20 protein-coding genes are annotated in these 17615 nt (G+C 41.6%); 13 read left to right on the forward strand and 7 right to left on the reverse strand.

Annotated elements, in window-relative coordinates:
- The first annotated feature begins 9 nt into the window (after nt 1-9).
- From H6G86_RS01855 to H6G86_RS01885, 7 genes are all read left to right on the forward strand, one after another.
- Nucleotides 10-1074 carry a tetratricopeptide repeat protein gene (locus H6G86_RS01855; protein WP_190932842.1) on the forward strand — a complete coding sequence of 355 codons (1065 nt, stop codon included), beginning with the start codon at nt 10-12 and terminating at the stop codon, nt 1072-1074.
- A gap of 77 nt (nt 1075-1151) precedes the next feature.
- A complete protein-coding gene (locus H6G86_RS01860; RefSeq protein WP_190932843.1) occupies nt 1152-1991 on the forward strand; it encodes an urease accessory protein UreD in 840 nt (279 codons plus the stop codon).
- 39 nt (nt 1992-2030) lie between these two features.
- Nucleotides 2031-2333 carry an urease subunit gamma gene (gene ureA / locus H6G86_RS01865; RefSeq protein ID WP_190932844.1) on the forward strand — a complete coding sequence of 101 codons (303 nt, stop codon included), beginning with the start codon at nt 2031-2033 and terminating at the stop codon, nt 2331-2333.
- A 21-nt stretch (nt 2334-2354) separates the two neighbouring features.
- The gene (locus tag H6G86_RS01870) at nt 2355-2660 is read left to right on the forward strand and encodes an urease subunit beta (protein ID WP_190932845.1); all 306 of its coding nucleotides are present in this window, start codon (nt 2355-2357) and stop codon (nt 2658-2660) included.
- Between the two features lie 62 nt (nt 2661-2722).
- Complete coding sequence (gene ureC / locus H6G86_RS01875; protein ID WP_190932846.1) at nt 2723-4438, forward strand: urease subunit alpha; 1716 nt, start codon at nt 2723-2725, stop codon at nt 4436-4438.
- 3 nt (nt 4439-4441) lie between these two features.
- Nucleotides 4442-4579 carry a hypothetical protein gene (locus tag H6G86_RS38480; protein ID WP_242064649.1) on the forward strand — a complete coding sequence of 46 codons (138 nt, stop codon included), beginning with the start codon at nt 4442-4444 and terminating at the stop codon, nt 4577-4579.
- Nucleotides 4580-4792: 213 nt separating this feature from the next.
- Nucleotides 4793-4960, forward strand: a complete 168-nt coding sequence (locus H6G86_RS01885) for a type II toxin-antitoxin system HicB family antitoxin (protein WP_190932847.1) — start codon at nt 4793-4795, stop codon at nt 4958-4960.
- Nucleotides 4961-5156: 196 nt separating this feature from the next.
- On the opposite strand, the gene H6G86_RS01890 is transcribed toward H6G86_RS01885, so the two are convergent.
- Nucleotides 5157-5414, reverse strand: a complete 258-nt coding sequence (locus tag H6G86_RS01890; RefSeq protein ID WP_190932848.1) for a hypothetical protein — start codon at nt 5412-5414, stop codon at nt 5157-5159.
- A gap of 112 nt (nt 5415-5526) precedes the next feature.
- Between H6G86_RS01890 and H6G86_RS01895 the strand changes: the two genes are divergently transcribed.
- On the forward strand, nt 5527-6135 hold the full coding sequence (locus H6G86_RS01895) for a hypothetical protein (protein WP_190932849.1): 609 nt from the start codon (nt 5527-5529) through the stop codon (nt 6133-6135).
- Here the strand turns inward: H6G86_RS01895 and H6G86_RS01900 are convergent.
- The 3 genes from H6G86_RS01900 to groES form a co-directional block, all read right to left on the reverse strand.
- Nucleotides 6128-6961, reverse strand: a complete 834-nt coding sequence (locus H6G86_RS01900) for a DUF4351 domain-containing protein (RefSeq protein WP_190932850.1) — start codon at nt 6959-6961, stop codon at nt 6128-6130. The two genes, H6G86_RS01895 and H6G86_RS01900, sit on opposite strands and share 8 nt — an antisense overlap.
- A gap of 82 nt (nt 6962-7043) precedes the next feature.
- A complete protein-coding gene (groL, locus tag H6G86_RS01905) occupies nt 7044-8678 on the reverse strand; it encodes a chaperonin GroEL (RefSeq protein ID WP_012407589.1) in 1635 nt (544 codons plus the stop codon).
- Between the two features lie 131 nt (nt 8679-8809).
- Entirely contained in the window at nt 8810-9121 is a 312-nt protein-coding gene (gene groES / locus H6G86_RS01910) for a co-chaperone GroES (RefSeq protein WP_012407590.1), read from the reverse strand.
- Nucleotides 9122-9493: 372 nt separating this feature from the next.
- On the opposite strand from groES, the gene H6G86_RS01915 reads away from it, so the two are divergent.
- Both H6G86_RS01915 and H6G86_RS01920 read left to right on the forward strand, forming a co-directional pair.
- Entirely contained in the window at nt 9494-9955 is a 462-nt protein-coding gene (locus H6G86_RS01915; protein ID WP_190932851.1) for a (2Fe-2S) ferredoxin domain-containing protein, read from the forward strand.
- 329 nt (nt 9956-10284) lie between these two features.
- Nucleotides 10285-10962, forward strand: a complete 678-nt coding sequence (locus H6G86_RS01920) for a response regulator transcription factor (protein ID WP_012407592.1) — start codon at nt 10285-10287, stop codon at nt 10960-10962.
- A gap of 77 nt (nt 10963-11039) precedes the next feature.
- Here the strand turns inward: H6G86_RS01920 and H6G86_RS01925 are convergent, their stop codons facing one another.
- Nucleotides 11040-11348 (reverse strand): NIL domain-containing protein, encoded by a 309-nt coding sequence (locus H6G86_RS01925; protein ID WP_114085535.1) that lies wholly within the window; start codon nt 11346-11348, stop codon nt 11040-11042.
- Between the two features lie 301 nt (nt 11349-11649).
- Between H6G86_RS01925 and H6G86_RS01930 the strand changes: the two genes are divergently transcribed.
- Both H6G86_RS01930 and H6G86_RS01935 read left to right on the forward strand, forming a co-directional pair.
- On the forward strand, nt 11650-11865 hold the full coding sequence (locus H6G86_RS01930; protein WP_012407594.1) for a RelB antitoxin-like protein: 216 nt from the start codon (nt 11650-11652) through the stop codon (nt 11863-11865).
- Nucleotides 11859-12230 (forward strand): type II toxin-antitoxin system VapC family toxin, encoded by a 372-nt coding sequence (locus H6G86_RS01935; protein WP_313930304.1) that lies wholly within the window; start codon nt 11859-11861, stop codon nt 12228-12230. The genes H6G86_RS01930 and H6G86_RS01935 overlap by 7 nt, the downstream gene beginning before the upstream one ends.
- A gap of 193 nt (nt 12231-12423) precedes the next feature.
- Here the strand turns inward: H6G86_RS01935 and H6G86_RS38485 are convergent, their stop codons facing one another.
- Together H6G86_RS38485 and H6G86_RS01945 are read right to left on the reverse strand one after the other, a co-directional pair.
- Nucleotides 12424-14505, reverse strand: a complete 2082-nt coding sequence (locus H6G86_RS38485) for an AAA-like domain-containing protein (RefSeq protein WP_190932853.1) — start codon at nt 14503-14505, stop codon at nt 12424-12426.
- Nucleotides 14505-16076, reverse strand: a complete 1572-nt coding sequence (locus H6G86_RS01945; RefSeq protein WP_190932854.1) for an AAA-like domain-containing protein — start codon at nt 16074-16076, stop codon at nt 14505-14507. Before H6G86_RS01945 ends, H6G86_RS38485 begins: the two co-directional genes overlap by 1 nt.
- 368 nt (nt 16077-16444) lie before the next feature.
- Between H6G86_RS01945 and H6G86_RS01950 the strand changes: the two genes are divergently transcribed.
- Nucleotides 16445-17584 carry a hybrid sensor histidine kinase/response regulator gene (locus H6G86_RS01950; protein WP_190932855.1) on the forward strand — a complete coding sequence of 380 codons (1140 nt, stop codon included), beginning with the start codon at nt 16445-16447 and terminating at the stop codon, nt 17582-17584.
- The last annotated feature ends 31 nt before the right edge of the window (nt 17585-17615 follow it).

Consider the following 17615-nt stretch of genomic DNA (forward strand, 5'->3'; position numbering starts at 1 on the left):
AAGTAAGTGATGATTGAGCAAGTTGCGATCGCCTTTGATCATAAAGACTATCAAACAGCTGCCAAATTACTCAAACAGCTGCTAATAGAATCACCAGACAATCCTTGGGTACAATTTTATCTTGGTCGCTTGCATGAAGTATCTGGAAAGTATCAGGATGCGGAAAAAGTTTATCGGCAACTGCTGCAAGATACGACAAATACCAAAATAGTGTCGCTAGCACGTCAAGGTTTGCAACGACTGCAAGAAATTGAGATTGAACAAAGACAAAGAGCCATTTTCCAAGCAAAATCTGAACCTAATAACACTGAACTTGGCGTACTAGTTTTAGAGCCACTCAGTAACGAGATGAAAACAGACGCATCTCGAAAATTTGCCCAGATTATGCAGCTAGATCCCTATACCGCACGGCTATTAATGCCAAGTCGTGGCTGGAGGTTGTACCGTACTGGACAAGTGGGAGAACTAAAATTTTACGGCAAACAGTTACAGCAGGCTGGTATTCCTTGTTTTTGGGCAACAATAGCTCAAATTCAGCAAATTCAAGTTTATCAAGTCAAACATTTTCAAGAATCTACCCCACAAGTTACTGTCGTTTGCTGTAATGACACAAATCAACTCGGTTCTCTCACCTTTGACTGGTCAGAAGTCACAGCCAGAGTAGTGGGACTATTGCCCATTTTTGAACAAGTTGTAGATGTTGATGCCCACCGTAAACTGGAATGGAAAACTCAAACACAAGACTATGCTCAGTTTTGTGATTTACACCTACCTGGTAGACGTTGCATTCTTCGATTTGATGATAACGGCTATGAATTCCAGCAAGGTTTAAAAATCATTCCCCAAGCTAGCCAAAATACAATCAGAATTAATTGGAATAGTTTATCAAGTTGGATTGACCAGCAACTACCTCAAGTCAAAATTTGGTCAGATTTCACATCATTTGCAGATACAACATTAGATCAAACAGAAATGTTGGGTCATATCAAGTCACATATTCATTTGTTTCGTAGGGAACAGACTAATTGGGACTCAGCTTTTCATTTATATAGTGGACTGGTGTTTCTTAAATAAAATGATAAATGCATGTAAAACACTGGCATAGTGAATTAAAAATGTAATCCACCTGAAACTTAATGTTTACTTCATAAATGACCTGTAACTCACAAATAGCAGAAGGTTGGCATGGAAAACTTAATTTAGTCTATGCCGATCGTCAGGGTGCAACCCAGTTAATTTACAATCACCAACAAGCGCCCTTGAAGGTACAACGCCCATTTTATCCAGAAGGGGAAAAAGTTTGTCATAGCGTAATTTTACATACAGCTGGGGGAATGGTAGGAGGTGATCGCTTATCCTCTAATATCCACCTCCAAGCCCAAGCCCAAGCCTTAATTACTACAGCTGCTGCAAGCAAGATATATCGCAGCAATGGCTTACAAGCTAGACAAACCATCCAGATGCAAGTTGACGCTGGCGCTTGTTTAGAGTGGTTGCCACAGGAGACAATTTTATTTAATGACGCGATTTATCGGCAAGATTTACGGGTAGAATTAGCAACCGAGGCCAGTTGGTTAGGCTGGGAAATTACCCGGTTTGGTCGCAGTGCTAGAGGAGAAAAATTTTACCTTGGAGAATGGCGATCGCACACAGAGATTTGGCAGCAAGGCGTTCCTTTATGGATTGATCGGCAATGCTTACGCGGTAGCGAAGACATTTTCCACAGTCCCCACGCCTTGGCTGGAAAACCAATAGTAGGTAGTCTAGTTTGGGTTGGTGGTGCAGTTTCAGCAGAAATTGTCGAAAAAGCACGAAGTTTATGGAATGGGGAAGGAGAAGTGGGTGTTAGCCGATTACAACATGGATTATTGTGCCGATATCGCGGTTCTTCTACTTCTGAGGTGAGAAACTGGTTTATTAATGTTTGGCAGTTGCTACGAGTTTCTTTTCTGAATCGTGGTAATTGTATACCAAGAGTTTGGCAGGTTTAAACGAACCGCAGAGGCGCAGAGAACACACAGGAGATAAGAATGCAACTTACGCCGCAGGAAAAAGATAAGCTATTAATTTTTACTGCTGCTTTATTAGCAGAAAGACGGAAAGGAAGGGGTTTAAAACTTAATTATCCTGAAGCAGTTGCTTATATTTCTGCCGCCATTTTAGAAGGAGCGAGAGATGGGCAAACTGTAGCTGAATTGATGAGTTATGGTACAACACTATTAACGCGGGATGATGTCATGGAAGGGATATCAGAAATGATACATGATGTGCAAGTTGAAGCTACTTTTCCTGATGGTACAAAGTTAGTAACAGTACATAATCCAATTCGTTAATTTTGTAAGTTTGAATTTATTATGATTCCCGGGGAAATTATCACACCAGCAGGTGAAATTGAACTAAATGTTGGTCGTCCAACTATAAAATTACAAGTGTCAAATACAGGCGATCGCCCCATACAAGTAGGTTCCCATTATCACTTTTATGAAGTAAACACCGCCTTAAACTTTGACAGAGAACAAGCTAGAGGAATGCGCCTTGATATCCCCGCCGGAACCGCAGTCCGCTTTGAACCAGGCGACGAAAAAGAAATAACTCTAATCCCCCTCGTTGGTACTCGCCAAGTCTACGGCTTCAACGCCAAAATTAACGGAAACCTCTAAAAACCTCCGCGTACCTCCGCGCTTCCCTCCGCGTCCCTTTGCGTTAAAAAAAAGGATTTTATATGCCTTACAGAATTGATCGCCGCGCCTATGCCGAAACCTATGGCCCAACAGTAGGCGATCGCATCCGACTTGCAGATACAGAATTATTTATTGAAGTTGAACAAGATTTCACCACCTACGGCGATGAAGTGAAATTTGGCGGCGGAAAAGTTATTAGAGACGGAATGGGACAATCCCCCATTTCTAACGCCGATGGTGCTGTAGATTTAGTAATTACTAATGCCTTAATTCTCGATTGGTGGGGAATTGTCAAAGCGGATATTGGCATTAAAGATGGCAAGATTTTCAAAATTGGTAAAGCCGGAAATCCTTATATTCAAGACAATGTAGATATTATTATCGGCCCCGGAACGGAAGCTTTAGCTGGTGAAGGAATGATTCTCACTGCTGGCGGGATTGATGCCCATATTCATTTTATTTGCCCCCAACAGATTGAAGTTGCGATCGCATCCGGGATTACTACCATGATTGGCGGTGGTACTGGCCCAGCTACGGGTACAAATGCCACTACCTGCACCCCCGGCCCTTGGAATATTTACCGGATGCTGCAAGCTGCTGATGCTTTCCCCGTCAACTTAGGATTTTTGGGTAAAGGTAACGCCAGTCAACCCCAAGGACTTGTAGAACAAGTAGCTGCTGGTGCAATGGGGTTAAAACTCCATGAAGACTGGGGAACCACACCCGCAGCAATTGATACTTGTCTCAGCGTTGCCGATGCTTATGATGTGCAAGTAGCGATTCATACTGATACTCTGAACGAAGCCGGATTTGTCGAAGATACGATCGCAGCTTTCAAAAATCGTGTCATCCACACTTACCACACCGAAGGCGCAGGCGGCGGACACGCACCAGATATTATCAAAGTTTGCGGTCAAGCCAATGTTCTGCCATCTTCCACTAACCCCACACGCCCTTACACCCTCAACACCTTAGATGAACACCTGGATATGTTGATGGTATGTCATCACCTCGATCCTGCGATCGCTGAAGATGTCGCTTTTGCCGAGTCTCGCATCCGCCGAGAAACCATTGCTGCCGAAGATATTTTGCACGACTTAGGCGCATTTAGCATGATTTCCTCCGACTCTCAGGCAATGGGAAGGGTAGGCGAAGTGATAATTCGCACCTGGCAGACATCTCACAAAATGAAGGTGCAAGGGGGAATTCTTAACCCACAGGGAAATGAGCAAAAAGCAGATAATTTTCGGGCAAAAAGATATGTTGCAAAGTATACAATTAACCCTGCGATCGCTCACGGAATTGCTCAATATGTAGGTTCAGTGGAAGAGGGAAAATTAGCAGATTTATGTTTGTGGCATCCCGCGTTTTTTGGCGTGAAACCACAGATAGTGATTAAAGGCGGAATGATTGCATGGTCGCAAATGGGCGATGCTAACGCCAGTATTCCCACACCGCAACCAGTTTATATGCGCCCAATGTTTGGTAGTTTTGCAGGGGCGCGTCATGCCACGTCATTAACTTTTGTTTCACAAGCAGCTTTAGAGAACGAAATTCCTAGCCAGCTAGGTTTACAAAAGGCAGCAGTAGCAGTTTCTGGAACACGCCAATTGAGCAAGCGTGATATGAAGCTGAATGATGCACTACCCCATATTGAAGTAGATCCAGAAACATATCAAGTCAGGGCAGATGGTGAGTTGCTGATTTGTGAACCTGCGACAGTTTTACCAATGGCACAGAGGTACTTTTTGTTTTAATTCATGAGCGAGCAACTTACTGATTACGATAGTCCTTGCAAAGAAGTCATCGAGCTATATTTTCCCCGCTTTCTAGAATTATTTGAGTTTCCTGTGGCGAAACTGTTTGACTATGAGCAAGGGTGGAAAACTTTAGAGTAAACTACCAATCCTTTTGGTGTAATTGTGATGGCACATCTCAAGACCAAGGCAACGCAACGAAACCCAGAAAATCGGTCAGGATTAATTTGGCTCATGAGTTTTTATGGAAAAGTGGAAGTGCGTAGGCGTAGCCCATGTTAGACATCGCTGTAGTTCAGAAAAGCGATACGATAAGAATTAAATCGCTCCAAATAGTAACATCTACATACAATAATGGAAAGATTGTTAAACATCCACATTGAGAAATTACCTGAAGGCGTTTATTTAGCAACATCTGATGAACTTCAAGGTTTAGTAGCTCAAGGACGGACTGTTGCTGAAACTTTAGAAATTGCTCGTGATGTAGCGCGTAAGTTATTAGAAGCACAATCTCGAATTTGATAACTGCTAAAACACCAAAAGCGTAAAATTGAATTTTGAGGATGTAATTGCACGCTTTAATCTCGAAAAAGCCACTGAGCTTAATGAGTTTTATAGAAAAATCTCCGTGTGTACCCTGATCCTGTTTGTTTGCCCTAGATGATAACCTATGTTTGTTAAAAAATATGTGGTAAAGGTATCATGCTAAATCGAGTGGCTAGCGAACATTTTTCTTTAGGAACAGCTTTATATAAGGAAGTTTCAAGAGATTTTGAAAATGCCAAATCTTTTTTAATGAAACAACAGGTAAAACTGCTAACAGTTTAACTGAATTAACTAATAAATCTCTTACTAATGTATCAGAAGTAGCTGAAAAGGTAAACAATTCTTTAAACGAAACTGTTGGCGGAGCAGTTATTACCATAACTACTAAGACTGGTGAAGCCGTTAATACAGTTGCTGAAATTACAGACAAGGCGAAAGGCTCTTTAAGTCAAACAGCTGCAAAGACAAGCGACATTGTAGCTGAAAAAACTAGCCAAGCTATTTATACATTTACACAAACAGCTGAACATGCTAAAAATTCATTGACTCAAACAGCAGAAAAAGCAGTTGATAATATTAGCCTAGCCAGTGGTAAAGCAGTCAATACGATAGCAGAAACTGCCAAACAAGCGGAAGATTCTATTGTAGAAAAGTTTGATAAAAGTAAGAATTATCTAGAAGATACCATTCAAAAAGCCGAACAACTAAGCGCTACTGCTTCTACAGCAATTGAAAATGCTGTTAATGATTTTATAAATCATCGATTGGATGCCTTGAATCTTTGGATTGAGGCTCATCCAGCAATATCTTGGACAATTAAATCAGTCATTTGGGGAGTTGATCACCCAATCTATAGCATAGTCATAATACTGTTAACTATTTTTATTCTGTGGCAATTAATTAAAACCTTTAGTCGTTTGATTGAGCAAGGCTTATTAGTTACATTAACTGCTCCTTTTAAATTCCTTCAGTCTTTATCCAAATTTAGCTTTAAGTCCTTATCCATCTTTACAGACAATTCCACTTCTGATTTAGGTTCGCAGCCCAACAATGAACGGCTGGCAAAACTTTTAACGAGGCTTGAAGTAATTAAACAGGAGCAAAACGACATTTTACAGCAGATTACAAACTTAGTCTCATCAACTAAATAACTTTTCCCTCTCCTCTTCCTCCTCCGTGCTGTTCTAACCAAGCTACCAAATCAGCAATTTCAGAAAAATCTAACAACGCCTCTCCCAATTCCTCTAACTGTTCAGCAGATAAATTACTAACCTGCTCAACTAATGATCCATTAATATCACCAAAACGCCGTTTAAGTAGACGACTAATCAATTTAAACGCTTCCTTTTGAACGATATCTTGATAAATTACAGATTCTTTCATAATATCCTCCCGCAAAAATTGCCGAACCAAATCCTTTTCAAACCGCAAACCCGCTAGAATTTCTACACAACCTGCAATATTTTGTCGCTCCTCCCTATCTGGAATTGTAGCGACTCGTTCAGCCACTTGTGCCAGTAAAGTTTGTGGCGAGTCAGTTCGCGTCAAACTTGCTAAAGGTAACAGCGCCGGATTAGCCAAAAATAGTGTTGAATCTTGCTCCCAAAGACGAACAACCTGATATTGGTGAATCGTCGTGTTGTCCCGATATTCTTCAGTAAAAGCCATTTCGTTAGTAGTTTCTTGCAAAAATATTAGTACTTGCACTACAGGACAACGGTATTGGCGCTTCAACCTCACAGAATAATCGAGCATTCGGAAATTAAGCGCCGGATTAGATTTCGCCAAAGTTTGAAATTCAATGTGCAAAATTTGGTTAGCTGCTTGCAAAAATGTCACAGAATCCGCGCGAATTGGTTCAAGCGTGAGTTCCGTTTTTAAGACTTCAATTTGTTGTACCTCTACCCCAAGCAACCAACGCACAAACTCGGCTGGGTACTGTTCAGCTAAATATTTACAAGCGTTGTCGTAACTCACTCTCTTCCTCTTCTCCTGACACAAAAAAACAGCCACCTCCATCAGGAAGCAGCTGTTTTTCAACTTATGCAACTACAAAGTATTAGTAATCGAAGTCGCCGCCACCAGCACCAGCGCCAGCAGGAGCGCCGTCTTTTGGTTCAGGCTTGTCAACTATAATACATTCGGTTGTCAACACCATACCAGCGATGGATGCAGCGTTTTGCAGAGCAGAACGAGTCACCTTAGCAGGGTCAACAATACCAGCAGCTAACAAATCGACGAATTCGTTCGTTGCAGCATTGTAGCCAACGTTGAATTCTTTCTCTTTGACGCGTTCAGCGATCACAGCACCATTCTGACCAGCGTTTTCAGCAATCCGCTTCAGAGGTGCAGGTAAGGCGCGAACAACAATCAAAGCACCAATCAACTCTTCATCTTTAAGATTGCTCTTTGCCCAAACTTCCAATTCAGGAGCAAGGTGAGCCAGAGTTGTACCACCGCCAGGAACAATACCTTCTTCCACAGCAGCTTTGGTGGCGTTGATTGCGTCTTCTAGGCGCAGCTTCTTGTCTTTCATTTCGGTTTCAGTCGCTGCACCAACTTTCACGACAGCGACACCACCAGAGAGTTTAGCAAGACGCTCTTGCAGTTTCTCTTTGTCGTAAGAAGATTCGGTTTCATCGATTTGACGACGAATCTGTTCGACACGAGCTTTAACAGCAGCTTCGTTACCTTCGGCAACAATTGTGGTGCTATCTTTGGTGATGGTGATCCGGCGAGCTTTACCTAGGCTATCCAGCTTGGTGTTATCTAGCTTCAAACCAGCATCTTCTGTAATTAGTTGACCACCAGTTAAAACAGCGATGTCTTCTAGTAGTGCTTTGCGGCGATCGCCAAAGCCAGGAGCCTTAACAGCAGCCACGTTGAGTACACCGCGTAAACGGTTTACTACCAAGGTTGCTAAAGCTTCTTTTTCAATATCTTCAGCGATAATTACCAAAGGACGACCAGCACGAGCTACTTGCTCTAACACTGGTACGAGGTCTTGTACCAAAGCGATTTTCTTATCGGTTAGCAGTATGAAAGGCTCATCAAAAACTGCTTCCATCCGCTCAGGGTCGGTAGCGAAATAAGGAGAGATGTAGCCTTTATCAAAGCGCATCCCTTCAGTGATTTCCAATTCGGTGAACATAGATTTCCCTTCTTCTAGGGAAATTACGCCTTCCTTGCCCACCTTGTCCATTGCTTGGGCAATCATCTGACCGACTTCTTCGTCATTACCAGCCGAGATTGCACCAACTTGGGCAATAGCTTTGGAATCTTCCACCGGACGGGCGTGTTCTTTGATTTTGTCTACTAGAAAGGCAGTAGCTTTATCAATACCACGCTTGAGCGAAATTGCGTTAGCACCAGCTGCAACGTTCCGCAAGCCTTCTTTGACGATCGCATGAGCTAAAACGGTAGCAGTTGTGGTACCATCGCCCGCAGCATCGTTGGTTTTAGAAGCAGCCTGACGAATCAAAGCTACGCCAGTGTTTTCAATGTGGTCTTCTAATTCGATTTCTTTAGCGATCGTTACACCGTCATTAACAATTTGCGGTGCGCCAAATTTCTTTTCTAGGACTACGTTACGACCTTTGGGGCCAAGGGTAACAGCTACAGCCTCAGCCAGGATGTCAATGCCTCGTTCTAAGGCGCGACGGGCGTTTTCGTTGTAGATAATGCGCTTTGCCATAATTGTTTTAGTTGTCCTTTGTCATTTGTCTTTTGTTCTACCCTTCGGGAAGCCGCCCGGAGGGCGTCTACGTCATTTGTCATTTGTCCTTTGTCATTGGCTAATGACTAATGACCAATGACTAATGACCACTAAATAACGACTGCTAAGATATCTTTTTCAGAAAGCAGTACATATTCTTCGGTGCCGAGCTTGATGTCAGTGCCGGCGTACTTAGAGTACAGCACCTTATCGCCGACTTTAATTTCTAATTCCTGACGGCTACCGTCTTCGTTACGCTTGCCAGGACCAAGGGCAACTACTTCCCCTACCTGGGGCTTTTCCTTGGCGGTATCGGGCAAATATAGACCACCTGCGGTCTTTTCCTCTGAGGCGTTCACTTTTACGAAAACGCGATCGCTCAAAGGTTTAACTGTAGAAACGCTTAAAGATAAGGCTGCCATAATTATTTTCTCCAGAGATTAGCACTCTCAACCCCTGAGTGCTAATTTACCTAAAATTGGCATCCAATGGCAAGAATTCATTGAGTACGGGTTCCCGAACTAGAAGCTCGTTGATGTACTTAAGTATTAATGCCTAATTATTTATATCCTTCGGGTTCTGCTCTGTAAGTTACGTATATTTTTATATGGTCATAGGGAGTCGGGAGTCGGGAGTAGTGAAGAGTTTTCCCAATGCCCGATACTTATATTTGAGAGACTCTGCTCAGTACAAGTTGCCCAATGCCCCATTCTCTTCTCAGTCAACTTTATTTGCAAAGCTGGGAAATTGTTATAGAACTGTAATCAGGGAGCTGCTCGATAAGTAACAATACAGTGATACAGTCAAGCCATCAAATCCCCAAAGCCACTAAATCTCTAGTAGAATATAAAGCCCTGAGTAATTGTGTAGAAAGTTTCGGACTTGCAAAGATTCAGCGACACATTTTTATTTGCGCTGACCAGACAATTGCTAATTGCTGCTCAAAACGAGCTAGTCTGGAATCCTGGGAATACTTAAAAGAGCGACTTAAAGAGTTAAAACTTGATGAGTCGCAACAGAATTATTCCTTATGCATCTACAGAACTAAAGCCAACTGCTTGCGCGTTTGTTGTTCTAGACCCATAATGGTGGTTTACCTTGATGGTGCCTGGTATCGCCAAGCAAACCTAGAAGTTATTGAGCGGATCATCCAAGAACACTTAATAGGCAATAAGGTGGTAAAAGAATATGCGTTTTTCAACCATCCTTTGCCAGAAACTTCCCTAGTTTCTTGTGAACACCTCATAGAGGCTTAACAACCGAAGGATATGGAACAGCAGTAAGCTTTAAGAAAGTGCGGGTTGGTTTTGAGGTAGGGTCATCTTTAAGCCAATACTTACTTGTGAGTCAGAAGGATTATTATTTAATCAGTGTTTTTTCGCCCGCCACTTTCAATGCGATATATAATAGCGCATTATAGATACTACTGCTATACGTATCCTTGCTGGACTTTTGCTATCGAGCTATTAGTCTCTTGAAAATGCTCGGCATTTTTGAGACTTCGAGACAGCAAAGGCAAGTTAAGTAGGAAAAAGGACAACATCTCGAAATAACCCACCATAGAGGATAAATATTCAAGACTTTGATGGACCGAAGCGCGACAAGTGCCACTGCTATGAAAGAGCCCAGCATGAAAGATCACAAACGACTTCTATTGATTGATGATGACCCTAACCTCATCTTGCTGGTGAAGGATTACTTAGAATTCCGGGGATACGAAGTCATCACCGCCGAGAATGGACGTGAAGCTCTGGAAATTTTAGAGCAAGATGTTCCAGACATGATTATCTGCGACGTGATGATGCCGGAAATGGACGGATATACTTTTGTGGAACAAGTCCGGCAAAACGAACGCACCAGCTGGATTCCAGTTCTTTTCCTTTCAGCCAAGGGACAAAGTGCAGACCGAGTTAAAGGTCTGAACAAAGGTGCTGATGTTTATATGGTCAAGCCCTTTGAACCAGAAGAACTCGTAGCCCAAGTTGAATCCTCGCTGAAACAAACTATCCGTTGGAAAGAACACCAAGCAAAAGGAGGCGAAAATGGTTCCCGCATCCAGGTTCCCTTCGATGTGCAATTAACCCCAACAGAACTGAAAGTAGTCCAGTTTGTCGCTAGGGGTTTAGCTAACCGGGAAATTGCTGAAGAACTAAATGTTAGTCAGCGCACGGTTGAAAGCCATGTGTCCAATATGTTGGGCAAAACCAATCTCCATAACCGCACTGAACTAGCGCGGTGGGCGATTGAAAATCAAATGGCCTAAAACCAGTAACGAGTACTGAGTGCTGAGTGCTGAGTGTTTTTGACTCAGCACTCATAACTCAGGACTGAGAACTCAATTTACCAACCATCTTCTTCAGGGCTGGATTGGTGCAAAACTTCTAAATCCAGTTCATCTAGGTAAGTTAGGGCACTTTCAATCTGAGAAACAGTACCTCGCAGTTCCAGATCGAAGCAGCTATATTGTGGCACGTTTGCGCTTACCTGAGCATCAGCAATAATAACTGTGATCCCATAGTGAGAAACCAGTCGTGAAATGACTGGTTCCTCATGCAAGTCTTTAGGAATACGAACCTGGATGCGAGTTTGGGTGCGTCTATTATCTAAAATATCTGTATTAGATTTTACTTCTTTATTTGGAATTGCCATTCTAGCTTCCTACTCGACTTCTGGGATGAGGGTTTTGATTTGCATGATTTCTTTTAACACTAGCGTCACTTATCCCACGTAGGCAAGCAAGAAAGTATTTACCTTTGCAAACCATTAATCTAGATACAAGTAGGTCAATCGCATCTTTTGGCGTGAAACCAGCCAATTCTAGCTAGATTCTTCTGATTCCTTGTGTCAAGCCTGATTGAGATCCTCTTACTCTGGAAAAGTTGTCATCATCAATTTTCTGTCTTGGAGTTACGATTAATATAGTAAAACGTTGTATCTGATATACAAAATCATGCTACCTTTTAAGAAAAAAATTGTGACTGATGAAGCCATGCGTCCGGTAGCAGTGTTGATTGATTATCAGGACTGGCAGCAAATTGAGAAAATATTAGAAGCTCATCAATCACAACAAAAACAAGAGTTTAATTTAAACCACTATGCAGGTGTAATTCAACTAACTCAAGACCCTTTGGAATATCAGAAGCAAATTAGGGATGAGTGGTGTTGACACAAGCTTTGATTTTTTTAGATACAAATGTAGTCTTGTACTTTTTGGGTGGTCGCTTGGTAAACCCACTACCATCAGGACAATATTTTATTTCAGTGATTACTGAGATTGAATTACTCTCTTATCCGAGTCTCAGTCTAAAAGAAGAAACACAAATTATTGATTTTTTAAATAAAATTACAGTTGTTGGTATTGATAATAATATTAAAAAGTTAACAATTGCAATTCGTAAACAATACAAACTCAGGCTTCCTGACGCAATAATTGTAGCAAGTGCAAAATCTCTAAATGCAACATTGTTTACGAATGATATAAGATTGGCTAATTTAACAGAAATTAATACTCAATCAGTGCAAATTCTGTAATGGAAGCGATCGCCTATTTTGGGTTAAGAGTTCGATCGCAATTCCTTCCACAGCAGAATTTCAGCAAGTTTTGGATAACCTCACCTCTGGGAAATAATAAATATAAAGACCGAGTGCCTTATTGCCAGATATCGCTCTAGTGCAATCAGGTTTTAGGTAAGATGTGATTGCAAAGTTATAAATTAGCAATGTTCTATTCTAACGCTGATGAGTCTTCAAATTCAGGCTGAATAATCATAGGATATTGATACAGTGGTACGGTGAAAGTGACTGTTGAGCCAAGGCCTTCGCCCACGCTGTAAAAATTTAGTTCACCACCCATAGCTTCTATGAGCTTCTGGGATATTGCTAATCCCAAACCTGTGCCACCATATTGGCGATTACGGGAGCCATCTAATTGAGAGAATAATTGAAACAGTTTATCTTGTTTATCCAAGGAAACACCGATACCAGTGTCTGCTACACGCACTCTCACCATGCCAGGAAATTGCTGACCTTGAAAGTTCGCCTTTGCCTTTTTTAGTACTAAATCAGCGCTGACGGTAACGCCACCCTCATGGGTAAATTTGATGGCATTTCCTACCAAATTGAGCATAACTTGTAGCAGCCGTTGGTAGTTGCTTTGGACAATGATTTCATCGGAGGTAGCTGGCATTTGCATCCGAAAGCTGAGATTTCTCATTTCTGCTTGGGGACGCATGAAACTTTCGACATCACTGAATAGCTGATCTAGCTTGACTGAAGTAAAAGCTAGCTCCATTTTACCTGCTTCGATTTTTCCTATATCTAAGATGTCGTTGATAATATTTAGCAGATGTATCGATAAGTGGTGAGCTTCTGCCAAAAATTGGTTTTGTTCTTCTGGGTCATCTGCCATACCCTCTAAAATCAGCTTTAAAAATCCGATGATGCCATTAAGAGGGGTGCGAATTTCATGGGAAACATTAGCCAAAAATTCTCTTTTGGTTCTTTCTCCTTCCCCACGAGCTATATCAAGTTGTGCAAGAAGTATTATACTGTCAAATTTTTGGCTAGCAGTTAAAAACTGATAATCTTCATTACTTAATTGTTTACCTATTGCCCATTCTTGAGCATCTTGTAATGCCTGTCCTCGTAATAAACGCGACTCGTCTTTACAGCTAGACAACAACCAAGCTGTTATTGCCTCAGCGTATGGTCGTAAATGAGCTAATGCTTCATCGACCCAACTCTGGTTAAATACACATTTATAAATTTTGTTATAAATCCTTAATCTACCTTGTTGTTCAACTACCAAACCAGATAGTCGTAATTTTATCTGTTCAAGAGTTTCAGCGCCTGCCACTTCACCTCGCTGTAAAATCTGCTGATAAAGCACCAGCATCTGTGCAGCAAGCTGTTCATTTTGCAAAATCCGATCGCGTATCGTCCGTAAATGTTCTGGCTCATCCTGATATTTCCAATTATCAATAATGTGCGAGCGCACATTATTTTCTAATTCTGAAATTCCCATGCCTTTCGGAATGAATTTACAAAGCTTCTGGGTGAGAAATGGTTGCCCATCCGTCCAATCCAATATTCCTTGAAGAATTGCTTGAGGGTTACTGACTTTACCCACCAATCCCTCAAGTAAAGGCTGAATTTCGTGGAATTCAAAGCCTTTTAATTCAATTGCTTTACCTATATTAAACGGTGTGCGCTTTTTATCTTTAATCAAATCTGAGGGAGTCGCTACTCCCAATAGACAAAATGTAATATGTTTGTAGGATGGCTTATCTACACGTTGGTTATAACAAAACCGAATCCAAGCAAAAAAATCATCAATTGAAAAATTTAGGCTGAGAACACTATCGATTTCATCTACAAAAATGACGATAGGTCGAGAAATTTCAACTAATAAAACTTCTTCAATAAATTCACTCAGTCGCTGTACTGGAGAAAGATGATCGTGATCGCGCCACCAACTCCGTAAATTAAACTTTCCTGAAAGCTCAAAACTACTCACCAAAATCCGTACTACGCCCGCGTACCATTGATCTGGTGTAACGTGCTGACTACCAATCTTCGTCAAATCGATTACCGCACAAGCAATGTCTTCATTTTGCAGCTTTTGCATAGTTTGCACTCGCAAGCTAGACTTGCCCATCTGCCGTGAGTTTAGAACATAACAAAATTCTCTAGCCTTTAATGCCACATACAAATCTGTATCTGCTTGTCGCACTACATAAGTAGGCGCATCAACTGGTAAACTGCCACCAACTTGATATTCATAAGCTGAGTTTTGTTCTATGTTCATCAGCTAACTCTCAAGCGATCGCGGAAATATTGACGATACAAATCACAACGTGGCGTTACATCATTTCCTTGCTGTTGTAATAAGCCCATACTAAGTAATTTAAAGCATTGTATCGAATCCAACCGAACTGGGCTAGTATTGGCGACTACTTTCTTGATCGCAGCAGCTAATTCTGGACGCTGTTCTAAATTCCACAAATGCCGACGTAAATGGTCGCTATAAGGTCCAGCTTCTGTAGGGGCTGTTTGTAAAAGTAGATTCAGTGTAGTATCCCGTCTGGCAATATGATAAAGTGCCACTCGTACAAGAAAGGGATGTCCTCCCACCATTGCCATTAGTTGTTCAACTTGAGTAAAACTCCAGTTGAGTCCATGTCTTCGTGCTAAATCAAGAATCTGTTGGGCGTTAAATTCTGGTAACTCAATCGGCAAGCCTACATTAAACGGCGATTGATTGATATTCATTGGAATATAAACTTCTGTGGAATGTACTACTACCAACCGCAGTTTTTTCCAAATATCCCGGTTTTTAGCATCTTCATGCCAAGCACGTAACAGCCCAAAAAAGTCTGCGGCAATTTCGGGATGCTGAAATATACGATCAACTTCATCTAATCCCAATGCTAGGGGTTGGTTGATTTCTGGCAAGAGATATTCCTCGAAATAAGCAGTGCAATTGTCCTTACTGCCAAAAATATCGTCCCAGTAGTCTGCTAATTTGTTGGGTATGCTTAACCTCCGTCCTACACTGGCACAAAACCACTTAAGGAACTTATCCAAATCTGCAAAAACCTTTCCATCTGCCAATTGAAAACTCAAAGGCACAGTTAGATGATCTTGTTGTGACGCTTGATGAAGAATACGCGCCATAAGTGAGGTTTTACCCATCTGCCGGGGAGCTTTGATCCGAATTAAAGATCCTGGCTTCAAAATTGCCTCGTAGCAGCGAGATTCTATGGGAGGACGCTCAATATAAAATGCCGAAGCCAAATCTACCTGTCCTTCAGGTAATTCTGGTTCTGCCACTGGCAAAGGCGGTGATAGAGTTAGAGGGTGAGTGGGTAACAAAGGGAAAAAATCACTACTCATCTCTCCATCTGCCAATCTTTCTACATCCCCGTTTGCCAGTAAACTAAAAATTTCCTGTAAAATTTTGGGAGTATCAGCAGCCGACTTCCACTCTCGCTGCTGAACCTGTTGTAAATAACCCCGCAAATCATAATTCAGTGGCGCACTCCAAGGGAAGTTAATGCGAATAGGCAAAATCACTGGCTTATACTTATCGCTGCCATCCCTTAACTGCTTGGCCTGTCTCACCTCTTCTGTCACCATCTCACTGGTTGCCGATCGCTCAGACAACAGCAACAAAAAGTAATCACATAGTTTTAATTCTTCATCAATCCGTTGAGGCCATTTTTCCCCTAAGCGAATACTCTCGCCTGCCATAAATGCTTCGTGTCCAGCAGCTTTAATAGCTTCATAAAAATCCTTGGCAAGGCTCAAGTCTGGATCTTGGCTGCGGTAGCTAATGAAAAATCTAGCGCTTTTGCTGGCTGCTGGCAAAGTTGGCATAGTCGGATAAATATCCAGAAATTTTGACAAATTTGACTATATTATTGCAATTTACGGAATCGAAGCTAGTTTTTACTTTTTTATAAACAACTTGCTAGTAGCCGATACCCGACCTACTGATACATCTGGTAACTAAAATATTTCCGCCATCCTCTGTATCCAGTTCTAGAAGTTTACGAGCCATAATTCAATTAGCTTGTAGCTATCTGCTAAAAAGGTCAGTAAAGTAGTTTTTAAAACACATTTATATAAATTTATTAGTAAACAATTTTCTTTGGAGGAAATTTACTTAAGAGAACTATCTCAAAAACTATACCAATAAACCAGTTTCCCTAAAAATTTACTTTTATCCCATACCCTGCATCTATATGACTTCACAATCTTCTCGTTCTGGCAAAATTCTGGTAGTTGATGACTCTCCTGATAACGTGTTTTTGATCAAAACTATTTTGGAGGAAGAAGGTTACATGATTAGCACCGCCGAAAATGGTATTTCGGCTTTAGCAGAATTGAAAGCTTCTCCTTGTGACTTGGTTCTGCTGGATCTGATGATGCCAGATATGGATGGGTACGAAGTGACTAAGCACATTCGTAGAGAGATGAAATTGCCACAATATATCCCCATCCTGCTGATTACTGCCCACGATGCACCCAACGTTGCTCACGGATTAGACTTGGGTGCTGATGATTTTATCCGCAAACCTGTAACTGTAGATGAATTGCTGGCACGAGTGCGATCGCTCCTACGTTTGAAGCATAGTATGGATGAACGTGATGAAATTGCCCGCCAGCGAGAAGATTTTGTCTCTCGTCTCACCCACGATTTACGCACTCCCTTAGTGGCGGCCGATCGCATGTTGATGCTATTTCAGCAAGGTGCATTGGGAACATTATCACCACAAATGCAGGAAGTAATCACCATTATGGCCCGTAGTAATATCAATCTGCTTACTATGGTCAATACCTTATTGGAAGTTTATCGCTTTGAAGCAGGTCGCAAAAGTTTGGCATTTCAACCAGTTAATCTAGGACGTTTGCTAGAGGAGGTGACTGGAGAATTAGCACCACTAGCTCAAGATAAAACACTGTCGCTAAATTTGGATTTTACTGAAGAGTCAAACACAGTTATGGGCGATCGCTTAGAATTGCATCGTCTATTTACAAACCTGATCGGCAATGCAATCAAATTTACCGACTCCGGGTCTGTGACTATTCGTTTTACTTCTCAACGACAGTTCGACAAAAGTAGTCAATCTCAGTTATCTGGAAAATCCAATTCAGTTGAATATATTAGCATTGAGATCGCAGATACTGGCCCAGGGATTCCCACCGAAGAACAGTCCACCATATTTGAACGATTTCGTCAAGGTAGTCACAAGAGTTCTGGTAGTGGCTTAGGACTCTACCTTGCTCGTCGAATTGTCGAGGCACATCAAGGCATTATTTTGCTGAATTCTGAATTGGGTAAAGGTAGTGTATTTATTGTCCTTTTACCCGCCACAACATGAGAAAATTAGCAATTATAATTTATGAATTACG

The organism is Nostoc sp. FACHB-133 (genome assembly GCF_014698055.1).
Lineage (GTDB): Bacteria > Cyanobacteriota > Cyanobacteriia > Cyanobacteriales > Nostocaceae > Nostoc.

Excerpts from the sequence above, each read along its gene's own strand:
- H6G86_RS01855 (WP_190932842.1), top strand. The coding sequence starts at position 10 with ATGATTGAGCAAGTTGCGATCGCCTTTGATCATAAAGACTATCAAACA.
- H6G86_RS01860 (WP_190932843.1), top strand. The coding sequence starts at position 1,152 with ATGACCTGTAACTCACAAATAGCAGAAGGTTGGCATGGAAAACTTAAT.
- ureA (WP_190932844.1), top strand. The coding sequence starts at position 2,031 with ATGCAACTTACGCCGCAGGAAAAAGATAAGCTATTAATTTTTACTGCT.
- H6G86_RS01870 (WP_190932845.1), top strand. The coding sequence starts at position 2,355 with ATGATTCCCGGGGAAATTATCACACCAGCAGGTGAAATTGAACTAAAT.
- ureC (WP_190932846.1), top strand. The coding sequence starts at position 2,723 with ATGCCTTACAGAATTGATCGCCGCGCCTATGCCGAAACCTATGGCCCA.
- H6G86_RS38480 (WP_242064649.1), top strand. The coding sequence starts at position 4,442 with ATGAGCGAGCAACTTACTGATTACGATAGTCCTTGCAAAGAAGTCATC.
- H6G86_RS01885 (WP_190932847.1), top strand. The coding sequence starts at position 4,793 with ATGGAAAGATTGTTAAACATCCACATTGAGAAATTACCTGAAGGCGTT.
- groL (WP_012407589.1), bottom strand. The coding sequence starts at position 8,678 with ATGGCAAAGCGCATTATCTACAACGAAAACGCCCGTCGCGCCTTAGAA.
- groES (WP_012407590.1), bottom strand. The coding sequence starts at position 9,121 with ATGGCAGCCTTATCTTTAAGCGTTTCTACAGTTAAACCTTTGAGCGAT.
- H6G86_RS01920 (WP_012407592.1), top strand. The coding sequence starts at position 10,285 with ATGGACCGAAGCGCGACAAGTGCCACTGCTATGAAAGAGCCCAGCATG.
- H6G86_RS01925 (WP_114085535.1), bottom strand. The coding sequence starts at position 11,348 with ATGGCAATTCCAAATAAAGAAGTAAAATCTAATACAGATATTTTAGAT.
- H6G86_RS01930 (WP_012407594.1), top strand. The coding sequence starts at position 11,650 with ATGCTACCTTTTAAGAAAAAAATTGTGACTGATGAAGCCATGCGTCCG.
- H6G86_RS38485 (WP_190932853.1), bottom strand. The coding sequence starts at position 14,505 with ATGAACATAGAACAAAACTCAGCTTATGAATATCAAGTTGGTGGCAGT.
- H6G86_RS01945 (WP_190932854.1), bottom strand. The coding sequence starts at position 16,076 with ATGCCAACTTTGCCAGCAGCCAGCAAAAGCGCTAGATTTTTCATTAGC.
- H6G86_RS01950 (WP_190932855.1), top strand. The coding sequence starts at position 16,445 with ATGACTTCACAATCTTCTCGTTCTGGCAAAATTCTGGTAGTTGATGAC.